Raw genomic sequence first — 17599 nt, forward strand, 5'->3', positions numbered from 1 at the left:
AAATGACTTTAATAAATAAAGACTGGTTTGAAGAGCTTTCGTCGGGAGCGCCTGTTCCCGGCGGCGGCGGAGCATCGGCAATGGGCGGAGCGGCAGCAGCCTCTCTCGGTATGATGGTAGGTAATCTTACCGTAGGAAAGAAAAAGTATGCGGCTGTCGAGGCTGACGTAAAGGAATATATGGTTAAACTTGAAAAGCTCAGAGATGAAATGCTCGTACTTATAGAAAAGGACGCAGAGTGCTTTAAACCTCTTGCGGCGGCATATTCACTCCCTTCATCAACCGATGAGGAGAAAGCCGAAAAAGAAAAGGTTATGGCAGAGGCTTTGGTGACAGCCTGCTCGGTTCCTTTGGAGATAATGGAAAAAGGTCTTGATATATGCCTTATTCTTGAGGAGCTTGCTGTTAAAGGCAGTGTTATGGCTATAAGCGATGTTGCTGTCGGAGTTGAATTTGTCCGTACGGCAGTGCTTGGTGCATCCATGAATGTATATATAAATACAAAATCCATGAACGATAGAGAGACTGCCGAAAAATATAACGCACATGCGGATGAATTAAACAAAACCGTTGCCGAAAAGGCGGATGCGGTATTCGATAAAATAAAGGAGACACTTAAATGTCGATAATAAAGGGCGCACAGGTTGCTGAGGCAGTCAGTGCCGAAACAAAGAAAAGAGCCGAAAAGCTTAAGGCTGAAGGCACAGAGCCTTGTCTTGCAATTATCCGTGTCGGTGAGGACGGCAGTGAAATTGCATACGAACGAGGTGCAATGAAAAGAATGGATAAATGCGGCATAAAATGTGTGTCGGTTGTGCTTGATAAAAACATCAGTCAAGCGGAATTTGAAAAGAAGTTTGTTGAAGTAAACGATGATAAAAATGTTCATGGAATACTTCTTCTCCAGCCGCTTCCCAAACAGCTTGATATTGAGCCGATTAAAGAGCTTATCAATCCGATTAAGGACGTTGACGCTCTCAGTGCGGTAAATCTTTATAAGGTTTTTGTCGGAGATAAAACAGGATATGCGCCTTGTACGGCAGAGGCTGTTATGGAAACTCTTGATTACATGGGAACGGATTACACAGGAAAGAAATGCGTTGTTATAGGACGTTCTCTTGTTGTCGGAAAACCGCTCGGAATGCTGCTTCTCGGAAGAAATGCAACAGTAACCTATTGCCACAGCAGAACAAAACAGCTTGCCGAAGAAGCAAAACAGGCAGATATACTTGTTGCGGCAGTCGGTGTGCCTAAAATGGTTAAGGCTGATTTCGTAAAGGAAGGCATGACAGTTATTGATGTCGGTATAAATGTAGATGAAAACGGCAATATGTGCGGCGATGTTGATTTTGAAAATGTTGAGCCTATTGTTGAAAACATAACTCCCGTACCCGGCGGAGTCGGTGCGGTGACTACATCGGTGCTCGCAAAGCACGTTGTTATGGCGGCTGAAATGCTTAAATAATCGGATAAATAAATTGTGATAATGCAGATTTGAATGTATAATTTAAGTCTGCATTGTTTTTATTGTTAAATTTAGCCACATTGTATACGGTAAACAGACTTAAAATATGTTAATATAAAACAGACAGAGAAACTGCGGCGGTTGTTCCACCCTCGAAAGGTGGGATGTTATGAGCGATTTTGAGATTATAATGATAATTTTAACTATCATTAGCATTTTAATTTCCGTACATAAAAAATAACCGCCACGTTGGCCCGTAACGGTTAAAAAATAAAAACCTGCTATTGGAGCAGCCTAAGCCGTTTCTTTGTTTTATACTGTATAACGGAGATATTCAGAAGTCAATAGATTAAAGATATTAATAGAATTTATGACAGTGCGGCAGATCAGACGTACTGTTTTTATTTTGTTGCAAAATCAAGACGAGATAAGTATACTAAAGCAGGAGGTGTTTTAATGAATTTAATACCCGATTACTTGAGAGAAATATGTATGCAGTCTATAATACTCAGGTTCATTCTTGCGGTTTTGGGCAGTGGATTGATAGGCTTGAGCAGAGGAAAAAGGCATCATGCCGCCGGCTTCAGAACGCATCTGCTTGTTTGCGTAGGAGCGGCATCTGTTATGATGATAAACCAATATATTTGTGAGTTTCTGGATTATAATGGTGATATGGGACGAATGGGAGCACAGGTAATAAGCGGAATAGGCTTTCTCGGTGCAGGAACAATACTTGTTACCGGAAAAAAGCATATCCGAGGACTTACTTCTGCGGCAGGTCTTTGGGCGTCTGCATGTATGGGTCTGGCTGTCGGAATCGGTTTTTATGAGGCGGCTGTAATAATGTCTATATTGCTTTTTATTATACTTTCGTGTCTTGAAAAGCTTGATGAAAAATATATAAAAACCTCGGCAGACCTTACAGTTTATATCGAATATGATTCAAAGGTGCTTTTCAGCCGTATTATAAGATGTATAAGAGATAACGGCTGGCACATAAACGATATTGAACAGCTGAATAATTCTGTCGATAATGTAAATTCGCTTATATTGGTGCTTGAGGTTCAAGACAGAACTATGAAGCATGGCGAATCGCTTAAGCATATTTCGGATATTCCGGGAGTTTTGTTTGTTGAAGAAATATAAAGCAGGTGGTTAATTTAATGAAGCTTAAAAATTTTAGAATGACCAAAAGCGGAAATTATCTCAATAATTACGAGCTTACCTATATAAATAAAGCCGGAAATGACAAGGTTTATGAAATGGTAAGCCGTGAAAAATATAAAGACGTCAACGATGTAGGAAAAAAGACAGCCGGAGTTATAATTGCGGCGTTTACAAATGACGGTGAAGAAGAAAAAATTCTCCTTGTCAGAGAATTCAGAATGGGCGTAAATGAATATGTCTATGCTTTTCCGGCAGGACTTTCCGATGCGGACGAAACCGTAGAGCAGACTGCCGCAAGAGAGCTTAAGGAAGAAACCGGCATGGAAATATCGGAAATAACGGATGTTTTAAGGCCTGCATATTCCTGTACCGGCATAACTGATGAAAAAACTGTTGTTGTATTTTGCAAATCCAAAGGAAATATATCCGAATGTACCTTTGATGATGAGGATATAACGGCAGGATTATACACAAAAGAAGAAGTTAAAACATTGCTTGCGGAGAAAACCTTTTCGGCAAGAACACAGGCAGTGTGCTATTTATGGATAAAAGGTGGAAAATTATATGACTGAAAAGCTTTTTTATAATGATGTTTATAAAAGTGAATTTAATGCCAGGGTTTTAAGCTGTAACAAAAACGGTGACAGATATGACGTTATTCTGGATAAAACTCTTTTTTATCCGGAAGGCGGCGGACAGCCGGCAGATAACGGAACAATAAACGGAATAAAGGTTTTTGATGTGCATGAAGACGGTGATGATATTGTGCATTATATATCCGAGCCTGTGGAAGAAGGCACGGAAATAAATGGCGTTGTCGATATGGAAAGGCGAGTACGTCTTATGCAGCAGCATTCCGGTGAGCATATTGTTTCGGGCATTATACATCATAAATTCGGCTACGATAATGTTGGCTTTCACATGGGCAGTGAATTTATAACAATAGATTTTAACGGAGTAGTACCTAAGGAGTCTATTGATGAAATTGAAAAAGAGGCAAACGAGGCTGTTTATAAAAATTTTGCCGTAAATATATTTTATCCTACACCGGATGAGCTTGAAAAGCTGGAATACAGAAGCAAAAAAGCTCTTGAAGGTGCGGTGAGAATTGTTCAGTTCGGAGAATATGACATATGTGCCTGCTGTGGACTTCATGTTGTTAAAACAGGCGAGATAGGAATAATTAAAATACTTTCTCATCAGAATTATAAGGGTGGCACAAGAATTTTCATGCTTGCCGGAAAACAGGCATATGAGGATTATGTGGCTAAGAATAAAATAATATATAATATTTCAAATATGCTTTCGGCAAAACCTAACGAAACCGATATTGCGGTCGAAAGACTTATTAATGAAAGAAATTTTATAAAGGAACAGCTTGTTGCTGTCAAAAAACAGCTTTTTGCACTCAAAGCCGAGGCAGTCAAAGAAAATACCGATTGTGTTGTTATGTTTGAGGATAATTTAGAATCCTTTGAATTACGCCAATTCTGTGAACTGCTTATGGAAAGAGTCGACTTTGCGGCGGTTCTCTGCGGAAATGAGGAAGAAGGATATAAATACGCAATCGGCGGAAAAAATAAAGAAATGATGCCGTTCATAAAAGAGGCAAATAAAGCTCTCAACGGCAGAGGCGGCGGAAAAGGCGATATGGTTCAGGGCTCGTTTAAAGCCGCAAAGGAAGATATTGAAAAGTATATTAGGGATAATGCCTGATGGATATATTAAAAATATTTATTTCTGCCGTTGTGATAGGCATTATGGCTGGTGTGGCATTCAGAAGCTTTTTTGAAGGAACATTTAATAAGAGAGGAAACGATATGTATATAATAGTAGGACTCGGAAATCCGGGAAGAGAATATGAGCAGACAAAGCATAATGTCGGCTTCAGGGTAATAGATAAGCTTGCGGACAAATACAATATAGATGTAACCAAGTTTAAGCATAAGGCTTTTACCGGAGACGGAATGATAAACGGAAAAAAGGTCTTTCTTGTAAAACCGCAGACATATATGAACTTAAGCGGTGAAAGCGTAAAAGAGGTTATGAGCTTTTATAAAGTGCCTATTGAAAATCTTATTGTTGTGTTTGACGACATAAGTCTTCCCATGAGCATGATACGCTTAAGGGAAAAAGGAAGTGCCGGAGGACATAACGGCATTAAAAACATAATATCCCATATGGGAACAGACGGCTTTGCAAGAGTTAAGGTCGGTATAGGCGAAAAGCCAAACGGCTGGGATCTTGCGGACTATGTTCTTGCAAAATTCAACAAGGACGAAGAGCCTCTCATAGAGGCCGGCATAGATAAGGCGGCAGAAGCGGTCGAAATGATGCTTGACGGAAAAATGAGAGATGCAATGAATAAGTTCAACAAAAAGGTTAAGGAAGAAAAGCCGGAAAAGAAAAACAAAAACGAAGAAGAAAACAATGACGGCAACGAAAACAGATAAGAGGTGATGTCCGGTGAAGTGGTTTATAAAACCGCTTGAAGAGATTGCGGATTATCGGTATATGCTTGAAAATATAAAATCGAAAAATACTCCTGTTTTGGCAACAGGAGTTATTGACGTGCAGAAAACACAGCTTATATATTCCCTGTGCGAGGAGCTTGACTGCGGTGCGCTTATAATAACGGACAGCGAAACCTCGGCAAAGGAAATCCATGAAAATATGGAGTTTTTTGATGACAGGGCCGTATATCTGCCGGCAAAGGATTTTATTTTTTACAGTGCCGATGTCCATTCAAGCGATATAACAAGACAGCGTTTTATGGCAATGGATAAGTGCATAAAGGGCGAGGCAAGATTTGTTACGGCAACGGCAGAGGCACTTTTTGAAAAGCTTATGCCTAAAGAACTGCTTGAAAAAAATATAATTGAGCTTTCGGCAGGAGATGTTATAGAACCGAATGAGCTTATTAAAAAGCTTGTTTATATGGGCTATGAACGCAGTGAAAGTGTTGAAGGTGTAGGTCAGTTTGCGGTAAGAGGCGGAATAGTCGATATATTTTCGCCTGTGCATGATATGCCCGTAAGAATAGAGTTCTGGGACGATGAGGTCGATCTGATAAAGACCTTTGATGTAATGAGCCAGAGATCACAGGCAAATATCGAAACGGCAAGAATATTCCCGGTAAAGGAGATACTTGCAGACAGCGGTATGCTTTTGAAAGCTGCCGACCTTATGGAAGCCGATATGAATAAAGCGGCGAAAAACTACGAAAAGAAGGAACGCTTTGAGGCTGCCGAAAACATAAGGAACACAATAGGCGAAATTGTCGATAAGCTCAGAAACGGAGCCGCCGGCGGAAACAGCTGTACAGGCTACCTTGACATTGCAACCGAAAGCTTTTTTGATTATATTCCGAAAAATACGCTTGTTTTTTATGACGAGCCTAAAAAGATAAAAAGCCATGCGGAAACGCAGTATTCCGAATTTGCAGAGAGCATGAAGGAAAGACTTGAAAACGGTTATATACTTCCCAAACAGGCAGAGCCGATATACGGAATTGACGATATTTACAGCTTTTCTTCTAAATTCCGAGAGGTGCTTTTGTGTGCGGTAACGCAGAGCATAACCGACTTTAAAATAAAGGCAATAGCGAATTTTAAGGTTAAATCTTCACTTTCCTTTAATGGAAAGCTGGATATGTTCTATGATGAAATTAAGTATCTTAAGAGTGAAAATTATCGTGTTATTGTTTTTGGAGGCGGCGAAAACAGATGTGAAAGAATAGTTTCCGAAATGCGAGATGCCGGAATAGAGGCGGCTCTTATTGATTACGATAAGGAATTTGAGCCTGTTGCCGGCAGTATATATGTCTGCCGAGGAAAAATTTCAAAGGGCTTTGAATATCCCGATATTAAATTTGCTGTTTTTTCTTTGAGCGAGATAACCGGAGAAATGGCTGTAAAACGCAAACGCAAGCGTGCAAAAAAAGGCAAGGCAATCGAAAGCTTTACCGACCTTAAGATAGGTGATTATGTTGTTCACGAAAGCCATGGTATCGGTGTTTACAGAGGCCTTGAAAAAATAACCGTTGACGGAATAAACAAGGATTATCTTAAAATATCCTATAACGGCGGAAGTAATCTTTTTGTGCCTGTAAATCAGATGGATATGGTGCAGAAATATATAGGCAGTGACGGAGCAAGACCAAAGCTCAGCAAGCTTGGCGGCCAGGACTGGAACAAAATGAAATCTAAGGTAAGAACGGCGGTTGCTATTCTTGCGGAGGATTTGATAAAGGTTTATGCAAAACGAGAGGCGGCTGAAGGTTACAGATATTCCCCCGATACGTCATGGCAGAGAGAATTTGAGGAAAGCTTTGATTTCACCGAAACCGATGACCAGCTTAGTGCCGTAGAAGACATAAAGCATGATATGGAAAGTGGAAAGGTTATGGACAGACTTGTCTGCGGTGATGTCGGTTACGGAAAAACCGAGGTTGCCATAAGAGCCGCTTTTAAAACCGTACAGGACGGAAAACAGGTGGCATATCTTGTGCCGACAACAATTCTTGCACAACAGCATTTTATGACCTTCATTAAAAGAATGGGACATTATCCTGTGCATATAGAGCTTCTCAACCGTTTCAGAACGGCAAAGGAGCAGAAGGCAACAATCAAGAATCTTGAGGCAGGCCTTACGGATATAGTTATAGGAACGCACAGATTATTATCCAAGGACGTTAAATTTAAGGATCTGGGACTTATTATTGTAGATGAGGAACAGCGTTTCGGTGTTGCTCATAAAGAAAGACTTAAAGCAATAAAGGAAAATGTAAATGTTCTTACGCTTACGGCAACGCCTATTCCGAGAACTCTGCATATGAGTCTTTCGGGCATAAGGGATATGAGCCTTCTTGAAGAGCCTCCGATGGAAAGACTTCCGGTTCAGACATTTGTTATGGAAAGCAATGAGCAATCTGTAAGAGATGCGATACACAGGGAAATATCGAGAGGCGGACAGGTATATTATCTGCACAACAGAATAGACAATATATTTGAAACAGCCGCAAAAATATCCAAGCTTGTGCCGGAGGCAAGAGTGCAGTACGCACACGGAAGAATGAGCGAGCGTGAGCTTGAAGGCATTATGACGGATTTCATTGAAGGCGAAATAGATGTTTTGGTATGCACAACAATAATCGAAACAGGTCTGGATATTCCGAATGTAAATACGATAATAATACAGGACGCCGACAGAATGGGACTTTCACAGCTTTATCAGCTCAGAGGACGAGTCGGCAGAAGCAACAGAACATCGTATGCTTACTTTATGTACAGAAAAAACAAGGTTTTGCAGGAAACGGCGGAAAAGCGTTTGCAGACGATAAGAGAGTTTACTGAGTTCGGTTCGGGCTTTAAAATAGCAATGCGTGACCTTGAAATAAGAGGTGCAGGCTCTCTGCTTGGTGCTGAACAGCATGGACATATGGAAACCGTCGGTTATGATATGTACTGCAAGCTTCTTGAGGAGGCCGTTTCAAAGCTGAAGGGCGAAGAGTATACGGAAAACTTTGAAACGACAATAGATCTGAATGTAAACGCTTTTATTCCGGATTATTATATTCAAAATGAAGAGCAAAGACTTGAAATTTATAAGAAAATATCACTTATAAACAGCATAGACAGCTTTAATGATGTTCAGGAGGAAATAGAGGACAGATTCGGAAACATTCCGAAAAGTGTTCAGACATTACTTGATGTTGCACTTATTAAAAACGATGCACATAATCTGGATATAACCGCTATATCGGAAAAGAATAAAAATATAGTTGTGACATTCAGAACAAATGCCGACATAAATACGGAGGTTCTCACCGGACTGCTTACGCAGAAGAACAGCCCATATCTGTTTACTGTGTCTGCCGAGCCATATGTCACTATAAAGACATCGCCAAAAAGCGGACTTAATTCCATGGAATATATTAAAAATTTCATAAATGAGCTGCAGAAAAGTTGAAATTAATCTGTTTTTGAGTATTATTATATAATAATGCTCTTGACCTAAGGAGGAAAACAGGTGAAAAAGACTTTTATTATAACAATGGCGGCGGCAGTTATGGCTTTTTCCGGCTGTTCGTCACAAAGCAAAACAGATATTAAACAGGAAGATACAACGGAATATGCTTTTTCAATAGGCGAAACCGATGTTTCCAAAGAAGAATTTAATATATATCTTTATGAAACACAGAAAAGTTTTGAACAGCTCGGCGGTACGGATATATGGGAAACTGACTTTGACGGAAGAACAGCGGAAAGCGTAGCCATAGACAATACGCTTAATTCAATACAGCTTGTCAAGTTTGCCGTTGAAGAGGCAGAAAAAAGAGGCGTAACTCTTGATGACAGCATGAAAAATCAGGCGGAAGAAAGAGCAGAAGAAATGTATGACGGTCTTTCGGACGATATACGCAGTAAAATAGGTGCGGATATATCGCTTTACGAAAGCGTTTTTGAAGAAAATATGCTTTATAACATAATGTATGAGGAAATAACCGGAGATTACAGTGTCAACGAAAAAGATTTTGAAGCATATTACAGCGAGCATAAGGACGAAATATTGTCGGCATATAAAACAAATGTAGATTCAACCGAGCCTGTAAATGACGATGCGGTTAAGGATTATGGTTTGGAATATTATACCGATGTTATGAAACAGGATTATTTCAACAGTGAATATAATAAATGGATTTCGTCAAACGCCGTTGACAAAAATGACGAGGTGTGGAATACAATAGCTCTAATTAAATAACGAAACGAAAAAGTATTATGCGGTTTTTGTATCTTACAAAAAATTAGACAAAAAATCTAATTATTAGAGGCCGGTACAAAACACATAATGCTTTTTTTATTGAATTTATCCAATTTAGTTTAGCCTGGTTTTATGATATATTTATATATACATCACTTATATCAGGGAGGAAAATAATTATGCAATACAGAGAGTTTGGAAAAACAGGCGTTAAGGTTTCGCCTATCGGTTTCGGCATGATGCGACTTCCGTCGGATAATGAAGGAAATGTTAATGAAGCAGAGGCAATAAGAATAGTACGTGAGGCAATAGACAACGGACTTAACTATGTTGACACTGCATTTAACTATCATGGCGGAAACAGTGAGAAGATAACCGGAAAGGCACTCCTTGACGGCTATCGTGACAAGGTTTATCTTGCAACAAAGGCACCGGTATGGATGTTCAAAGGCCCGGAGGATTTCGATTCTATACTCGAAAAACAGCTTTCACGCTTACAGACAGACCATATAGATATGTATCTTCTTCATTCATTAAATGCAATATCATTTGAAAAGAAGGTTCTCAGATACGGTGTTCTCGACAAAATTAAGGCGGCAAGAGATGCCGGAAAAATAAAATATATCGGTTTTTCATTCCATGACAAGCTTGATGTATTCAAAAAAATCTGTGACAGCTTTGACTGGGATTTCTGCCAGATTCAGCTTAACTATATTGATACAAAATACCAGGCAGGACTTGAAGGACTTAAATATGCTGCAGATAAAGGACTTGCTGTGTCAATAATGGAGCCTTTAAGAGGCGGTTATCTTGCGAATGTTCCCGATGCCGTTCAGAAGGTATTCGATGGAACAGGAAAATCGGCTGTTGAATGGGGACTTGATTATCTCTGGAACAGACCTGAAGTATCTGTTGTATTAAGCGGTATGGGTTCAGAGGAGCAGATTAAGCAGAATATTGAATTTGCGTCACGTTCTCATGCTGGAATGTTTAGCCCGGAAGATGAAAAAGTCATCGAAAAAGCACAGGAGATATTTGCATCTTATGACACAATTCCCTGTACAGGCTGTTCATACTGTCTGCCATGTCCTAAAGGTGTCGGAATTCCTTATAACTTTGTTGTATACAACAATTATCAGACTAATAATAACTATGAACAGGAGAAGGAACGCTATAAAAACTGGGTGACAATGTTCGGAAAACAGGCATCAGAATGTGTAAGCTGTCGTACATGTGAGAGTATCTGTCCTCAGCACATAAAAATATCAGATGAGCTTAAAAAGGTTGCTGAAACTTTCTCGAAATAAAATTGTACAAATTTCATTGGGCGATGTCTAAATCAGACAAAAAGTGTAAGATAATTTGTAATCTCTTAGTAGTATTAATAATTGACTTTATATAATCCGGTAGATTATAATTAATATACAAGTTTGTCAAATTAAGTATGAAGGGCTTGGTTTGGCAGTTGTAAAAAAACAGCATACGAATAAAAGGAGGATTTAGGAATGAGGAAATTTTTAGCAGTTCTTTTATCTGTTGCTATGGTGCTTGGCGTTGCAGGATGCGGTAGCAGCAATTCATCAACAAAGGCTGATGATACTAAAGATGCAGCAACAACAGAAGCAGCAAGTGACATCAAGGTAGGCTTTATCTTTATCGGTGACGAAAATGAGGGCTATACATACGCTCATGTTATCGGTGCAAAGGAAATGCAGGAAGCACTCGGTCTTTCTGACGATCAGATTATTTACAAATGGAACATACCCGAAAATGAACAGTGTTATGATGCGGCAGTTGACCTTGCAGAGCAGGGATGCAACATAATCTTCTCAAACAGCTTTGGCCACGAGGATTATATAATCCAGGCAGCTCAGGAATATCCTGATGTTCAGTTCTGCCATGCAACAGGCTACAAAGCAGCTTCATCAGGTCTTTCAAATATGCACAACTATTTCACATCTGTTTACCAGTCACGTTATGTATCAGGTGTTGTTGCAGGTATGAAGCTTGCAGAGCTTTACGGCGCTGATACAGATGTTAAAATCGGTTATGTAGGTGCTTATTCATATGCAGAGGTTATCTCAGGCTTCACAGCTTACTTCCTCGGTGTAAGATCAATCTGCCCTAACGTAACAATGGAAGTTAAATACACAGGCTCATGGGCTAATCAGGCTCTTGAAAAAGAAACAGCAGAAGCTCTTATCGCTGACGGCTGCGTTCTTATCAGCCAGCATGCAGATACAACAGGTGCAGCTTCAGCTTGTGAGGCAGCAAAGGTTTATGATGTTGGTTACAACGTATCAATGATGGAAGCAGCTCCTAACTATGCGCTTACATCAGCTTCAATCAAATGGGGTCCTTACTACACATATGCTACACAGTCAGTTATCAACGGCGAATCATTTGAAACAGACTGGTGCCGCGGACACGAAGACGGTGCTGTATGGATTACAGACCTTAACGAAGTAGCAGTAGCTGAAGGTACAAAGGAAAAGGTTGACGAAACATGGGCAGCAATCGATGATGGCTCACTCAAGGTATTCGATACATCAAAATGGACTGTAAACGGTGAAACAATCACATCAACAGCAAATATTGATGGATACAACGGTGTAGAATACATCAGCCCCGACGGATACTTCATGGAATCAGAGCTTGCTTCTGCTCCTTCATTCCAGTTTATCGTTGACGGTATTACAGAGCTCAACACAGTATACTAATTTTAAAATTTGGTTCAACAATTCAGGGCAGGGTGGTCTACAAACAAGGACAGTCCTGCCCTTGTTCCGTTTTAATTGAAAAGAGCAAGAAGGAGGTATATTTTTGGACACAAATAATGCAATAGAACTAAAAAATATATGCAAACGCTTTGGCGACGTATTTGCAAATAAAAATATTACACTTGAGGTAAGAAAGGGTGAAATTCTTTCTCTTTTGGGCGAAAACGGAAGCGGCAAGACAACCCTTATGAATATGCTTTCGGGAATTTATTTTCCCGATGACGGACAGATATTTATTGACGGCAAAGAGGTGTCAATAACAAGCCCCAAGGATGCCTATGAGCTTGGAATAGGTATGATTCACCAGCACTTTAAGCTTATTGAAACCTTTACTGCGGCAGAAAACATTATTCTCGGACTTCCCGGTAAGGAAGTGATACAGATGAACGCCGTTGTTGAAAAAATAAACGAGCTTATAAAAAAATATGGTTTTGAGCTTGATCCGACAAAGAAAATTTATGATATGTCCGTATCAGAAAAGCAGACCGTAGAAATTATAAAAATGCTTTATAGAGGCGCAAATATACTTATTCTTGATGAACCGACCGCAGTTCTTACACCTCAGGAAACAGACAGATTGTTTGATGTACTCCGAAATATGCGTAATGACGGAAAGGCAATCATAATCATTACACATAAGCTGCATGAGGTATTGTCACTTTCCGACCGAGTTGCGGTACTCAGAAAGGGCGAATATATAGGAACGGTTTTAACAAAAGAAGCTACCGAGCTTTCCCTTACGGAAATGATGGTAGGCGAAAAGGTCAGCCTTAATATAGGAAGAAAGCCTCCTGTTAATGTACATAAAAAGCTTTCTATTAAAAACCTTACATGTGTGGATAAAGCGGGAGTAACAACGCTTAAGAATGTATCCTTTGAGGCAAATGCAGGAGAGATACTCGGCATAGCCGGTATAGCCGGAAGCGGACAGAAGGAACTTCTTGAGGCAGTTGCAGGTCTTCAGAATATACAGGAAGGAAGTATAGTTTTCCATGATGATAAGGGCGATATAGAGCTTGTCGGAAAAACATCTACCGAAATACGAAATATCGGCGTTGCACTTTCATTTGTTCCGGAGGATAGACTCGGTATGGGACTTGTCGGAAATATGGACCTTGCCGATAATGTAATGCTAAGAAGCTATATGGACGGCAAAGGAATAGCTGTCAATCGTAAGAAACCAAGACAGAAAACAGAAAAGATTGTCGATGAGCTTAAGGTAGTTACTCCGAGCATTTCAACGCCTATAAGACGCCTTTCCGGCGGTAACGTACAGAAGGTACTTGTCGGACGAGAAATATCAAATGCTCCGGCAGTGCTTATGACGGCATATGCGGTTCGTGGACTGGATATAAACACATCATATATCATATACAATCTTATAAATGAGCAGAAGGAAAAGGGCGTTGCTGTTATATATGTAGGCGAAGATTTGGATGTTTTGCTTGAGCTTGCGGACAGAATACTGGTTCTTTGCGGCGGAAGCGTCAGCGGTATTGTTGATGCACGAACTACGACAAAAGAGCAGATTGGTCTTATGATGACTAAGCATTCAACGGAGGTAATGTAATATGGCTAAAGATAATTTAAAAAAAGAGCCTTTAATGCGTATTGTCAAGCGAACCAAGAACAGTACCATTTCAAATAAAATGGCTGTGATAGTAAGAGTTGTGGCCATTCTTCTGGCGCTTATTGTCTGCGGTATATTTATATTTGTACTCACAAAGACAAATCCTATAAAGGTTTATTACGGCATGATCGAAGGTGCAATGGGAACCAACAGACGTGTCTGGAACACACTTCGTGATACTATGATACTTCTTGCGGTTTCACTTGCTATAACACCGGCATTCAAAATGAAATTCTGGAACATTGGTGCAGAAGGACAGATACTTGTCGGAGGTATTGCAACAGCAGCGGTAATGAGATATATGGGAGCAACAATGAATGGCCCGGGACTTTTTGCCGTTATGATTGTTGTAAGTATAGTTGCCGGTATGGTATGGGGAATTATTCCTGCTATATTTAAGGCACAGTATAATACAAACGAAACATTGTTCACTCTTATGATGAACTACATCGCTATACAGCTTACATCATATTTTTGTATTGTATGGGAGGCCGTAAAGGGTAGCGGTACAATCGGAACAATAAACCAGGAAACAAGAAACGGCTGGATTTCAACATCGTTTTTAGGAAACATTTTCGGACAGTTCAATTACAGCATAAATGTAATACTCGTTATTATACTTATGGTTGTTATGGCTTATTATCTCAAAAAGACAAAGCATGGCTATGAAATAGCCGTTGTAGGTGAAAGCGAAAATACAGCAAGATATGCCGGAATAAATGTTAAAAAGGTTATTATAAGAACAATGGCAATTTCCGGTGCATTATGCGGACTTACAGGCTTCCTTCTTGTAAGCGGTTCAAGCCATACTATTTCAACAAATACAGCCGGAGGACGAGGCTTCACTGCGATTATCGTTTCATGGCTTGCTAAGTTCAATCCGTATATGATGCTTCTGATTTCCTTCTTCCTTGTATTTCTTGATAACGGAGCAGTGCAGATTGCCAGCCAGTATGGACTTAATGAATCAGCATCGGAGGTTATGACAGGTATAGTACTGTTCTTCCTTATCGGCTGTGAATTCTTTTTAAATTACCGTGTCGTTTTCAGAGGAAAGCATGAGGAGGCTTAAGATATGAATATTATACTGATTATTCTTAAAAAAATATTTACGGTAACATTTATTCAGAAAGCCGTTACTCAGGGTATTCCTATTCTGTACGGTGCTACCGGAGAAATTATGACAGAACGAAGCGGAAACCTTAATCTTGGTATTCCGGGAATTATGTATATGGGCGGTATAGGAGGTCTTGTAGGAGCTTTCGCCTATGAGCAGAGTGTGGCTGTTCCCAATGGCTGGGTAGGCGTTATATGTGCACTTGTTGTATCAATGCTGTTTGCTCTTATCGGTGGACTTATATACAGCTTTTTAACAATAACACTCAGAGTAAATCAGAATGTAACAGGTCTTGCTCTTACAACCTTCGGTGTTGGTTTCGGTAATTTCCTTGGCGGTTCGCTTTCAAGAATTGCCGGTTCAGCCGGTCAGGTCAGTGTATACATTACAGGACAGACATTCAGAACGAAAATACCGTTTTTAAGCACAAAGCTCGGCGTTGTAAGTGATATAGTATTTTCATATGGTTTTCTTACATATTTTTCTATAGTTCTTGCAATATTCCTTTCATGGTTCCTGTTTAAAACAAGAAAAGGTCTTAACCTCAGAGCTGTCGGAGAAGATCCTGCCGCTGCCGATGCAGCCGGAATAAACGTAATAAGATATAAATATGTTGCAACCTGTACAGGTGCGGTCATAAGCGGCCTTGGAGGACTTTATTTCGTAATGGAATACCTTGGCGGTACATGGCAGAACAACGGATTTGGTGACCGTGGATGGCTTGCTATTGCGCTTGTTATTCTTGCTCTTTGGAAACCGGCAAGAGCTATATGGGGATGTATACTTTTCGGTGGTCTTTATATACTTTTTGCATATGTTCCCTTTGGCGATGCTATGCAGGAGATATTCAAAATGCTTCCGTATGTAGTAACTATTGTCGTTCTTGTTATTTCGAGTGTAAGAGAAAAGAAGGACAGTCAGGCACCTAAGAGTCTTGGCTTGTCATACTTCCGAGAAGACCGATAAAGTCATGTTTTTTGAATAAATTGCGTTAAAAAACCACTTAAAAATACCGTTTGATTGGCGTTTTTGAGTGGTTTTTATGTTTATATTATAAAACATTATATATTATTTAATGAATATTGTTTACTTTGTATAGTACTTATAATTATATGGATTGACTAAAAAGAATATATAGTATATTATTAATATAAATATATGATTTATTTTGTATCTTTTAGGGGGTTGGTCTGGTGGGCAGATTTATTATTAAAAAACTTGATGAAGGTATACAGTTTTTTCTTGCTGCCGGAAACAGAGAGGTAATTGCGGCATCAGCTAAGTATAATTCAAAAGCATCATGTATGAAAGGCATTTCAAGCGTTGTCAGAAATGCTCCTGTTGCATCGGTAGAGGATAAAACTTGCAGAAAATCAGAAAAAGAAATAAACCCGAAGTTTGAAATATTTAAAGATGAGGACGGCTTATTCAGATTTGTACTGAGAGCAAAAAATGGCCAGACCGTTATTTCTTCCGAAGGATATAAAGCAAAAGCAAGCTGTAAAAACGGAATTGAGAGTGTAAAAAAGAACGCATCGAATTCAGAAATAGTGGATATGTGTGTTTAAAAACCGTAAAATTAAAATAATACCCGATTGATATTATGTCAGTCGGGTATTATTTTTATAAATTTTTAAGGAGATTTTATGTAAGTATTATGTGGAATTTAATGCTGAAGTAATGTATAATGCTAACATATGTGTCGAAAAATAAAAATTTATGCAGTATTTGATGAAAAGGAAAAACATATGAAAAAAATTATAACAGCTTTAATTGCTGTAATTATGCTTATTACTTCGGTATTTACGGTTTATGCACAAGATGATGATATGGACAAATACAGAATAGATGTGAACTGTGAACAGAATATAGTCATTGTCTACCGTAAAAATAATGACAATTCCTATGAACCGTACAAAGCCTTTGTCTGCTCGGTCGGAACGGATACACCGCACGGTACATTCCAAATATCCGAAAAATATGAATGGAGAAATCTTTTCGGAAATGTATGGGGACAATATGCCACAAGAATAACGGGACATATTTTGTTCCATTCTGTTCCTTATTTTACGCCGAATAAAGACGATTTGGAGTATGAGGAATATAATAAACTCGGAACAGTTGCATCAATGGGATGTATAAGATTAACCGTTAAGGACGTAAAGTGGATATACGATAATTGTCCGGAAGGAACAGTTGTTAGGATGTACGCAAGCAGTAAAAAAGAGCCGCTTGAAAAACCTATTCCGATAAATATAGATGTCGATAACGAAGAACTCAGAGGCTGGGATCCGACAGATCCGGATGAAAATAACCCTTGGAAAGATGTCTTCAATTCAGATAACATCGATGATGAAAAAGATGACAGCGGACAGTATATTTTTTCTGTTGCCGGAAATCAGCTTTTGCTGAAGAAAACAAATAATTTAATTTACATAACGAAAATATCAAAATATAAACAGGAGAGTTTTGGCATAAGGAGCATTAAGCCGGTTGAACAGGCCGAAACATTTGAGTTATACGGAGGAGTTCTTGTCCATGTTAAAAATATTGATGATGACGGAAATGTGAAATGTAATCTTACGGAAATTTCAGAGCTTGCAGGTTTTAGTCCGTATGGAGAAAAAACAATGTTTATATATTAATATAAAGTATAAATGCCGCCGATTATTATAATT

At 39.3% G+C, this 17599-nt stretch carries 15 protein-coding genes; all 15 read left to right on the forward strand.

Going from position 1 to position 17599, the window contains the following annotated elements; all coding sequences use genetic code 11:
• Window positions 1-2: 2 nt before the first annotated feature.
• Window positions 3-629 (forward strand): cyclodeaminase/cyclohydrolase family protein, encoded by a 627-nt coding sequence (locus KQI66_RS04945; protein ID WP_216427573.1) that lies wholly within the window; start codon window positions 3-5, stop codon window positions 627-629.
• On the forward strand, window positions 620-1465 hold the full coding sequence (locus KQI66_RS04950; RefSeq protein WP_216427574.1) for a bifunctional 5,10-methylenetetrahydrofolate dehydrogenase/5,10-methenyltetrahydrofolate cyclohydrolase: 846 nt from the start codon (window positions 620-622) through the stop codon (window positions 1463-1465). The genes KQI66_RS04945 and KQI66_RS04950 overlap by 10 nt, the downstream gene beginning before the upstream one ends.
• 456 nt (window positions 1466-1921) lie before the next feature.
• The gene (locus KQI66_RS04955) at window positions 1922-2611 is read left to right on the forward strand and encodes an MgtC/SapB family protein (RefSeq protein WP_216427575.1); all 690 of its coding nucleotides are present in this window, start codon (window positions 1922-1924) and stop codon (window positions 2609-2611) included.
• Window positions 2612-2628: 17 nt separating this feature from the next.
• Window positions 2629-3204 carry an NUDIX hydrolase gene (locus KQI66_RS04960; RefSeq protein WP_216427576.1) on the forward strand — a complete coding sequence of 192 codons (576 nt, stop codon included), beginning with the start codon at window positions 2629-2631 and terminating at the stop codon, window positions 3202-3204.
• Window positions 3197-4348 carry an alanyl-tRNA editing protein gene (locus KQI66_RS04965; protein WP_216427577.1) on the forward strand — a complete coding sequence of 384 codons (1152 nt, stop codon included), beginning with the start codon at window positions 3197-3199 and terminating at the stop codon, window positions 4346-4348. Before KQI66_RS04960 ends, KQI66_RS04965 begins: the two co-directional genes overlap by 8 nt.
• A gap of 104 nt (window positions 4349-4452) precedes the next feature.
• A complete protein-coding gene (gene pth, locus KQI66_RS04970) occupies window positions 4453-5085 on the forward strand; it encodes an aminoacyl-tRNA hydrolase (RefSeq protein ID WP_216427812.1) in 633 nt (210 codons plus the stop codon).
• Between the two features lie 13 nt (window positions 5086-5098).
• Window positions 5099-8602 carry a transcription-repair coupling factor gene (mfd, locus tag KQI66_RS04975; RefSeq protein WP_330655027.1) on the forward strand — a complete coding sequence of 1168 codons (3504 nt, stop codon included), beginning with the start codon at window positions 5099-5101 and terminating at the stop codon, window positions 8600-8602.
• A gap of 60 nt (window positions 8603-8662) precedes the next feature.
• Window positions 8663-9394, forward strand: coding sequence for a hypothetical protein (locus tag KQI66_RS04980; RefSeq protein ID WP_216427578.1), 732 nt, complete (start codon window positions 8663-8665; stop codon window positions 9392-9394).
• 179 nt (window positions 9395-9573) lie between these two features.
• Window positions 9574-10701, forward strand: coding sequence for an aldo/keto reductase (locus KQI66_RS04985; RefSeq protein WP_216427579.1), 1128 nt, complete (start codon window positions 9574-9576; stop codon window positions 10699-10701).
• Between the two features lie 198 nt (window positions 10702-10899).
• Window positions 10900-12114 (forward strand): BMP family ABC transporter substrate-binding protein, encoded by a 1215-nt coding sequence (locus KQI66_RS04990; RefSeq protein ID WP_216427580.1) that lies wholly within the window; start codon window positions 10900-10902, stop codon window positions 12112-12114.
• A gap of 103 nt (window positions 12115-12217) precedes the next feature.
• On the forward strand, window positions 12218-13744 hold the full coding sequence (locus KQI66_RS04995; protein ID WP_216427581.1) for an ABC transporter ATP-binding protein: 1527 nt from the start codon (window positions 12218-12220) through the stop codon (window positions 13742-13744).
• A gap of 1 nt (window position 13745) precedes the next feature.
• The gene (locus KQI66_RS05000; RefSeq protein ID WP_216427582.1) at window positions 13746-14876 is read left to right on the forward strand and encodes an ABC transporter permease; all 1131 of its coding nucleotides are present in this window, start codon (window positions 13746-13748) and stop codon (window positions 14874-14876) included.
• 3 nt (window positions 14877-14879) lie between these two features.
• Window positions 14880-15887: an ABC transporter permease gene (locus KQI66_RS05005; protein WP_216427583.1), complete on the forward strand. Its 1008-nt coding sequence runs from the start codon at window positions 14880-14882 to the stop codon at window positions 15885-15887.
• A gap of 227 nt (window positions 15888-16114) precedes the next feature.
• Window positions 16115-16489, forward strand: a complete 375-nt coding sequence (locus KQI66_RS05010) for a YegP family protein (protein ID WP_216427584.1) — start codon at window positions 16115-16117, stop codon at window positions 16487-16489.
• A gap of 180 nt (window positions 16490-16669) precedes the next feature.
• Complete coding sequence (locus tag KQI66_RS05015) at window positions 16670-17566, forward strand: L,D-transpeptidase (protein ID WP_216427585.1); 897 nt, start codon at window positions 16670-16672, stop codon at window positions 17564-17566.
• Window positions 17567-17599 lie beyond the last annotated feature (33 nt).

The sequence above is a fragment of the Anaerotignum sp. MSJ-24 genome (assembly GCF_018918145.1).
In the GTDB taxonomy this organism is placed as follows: domain Bacteria; phylum Bacillota; class Clostridia; order Lachnospirales; family Anaerotignaceae; genus Metalachnospira.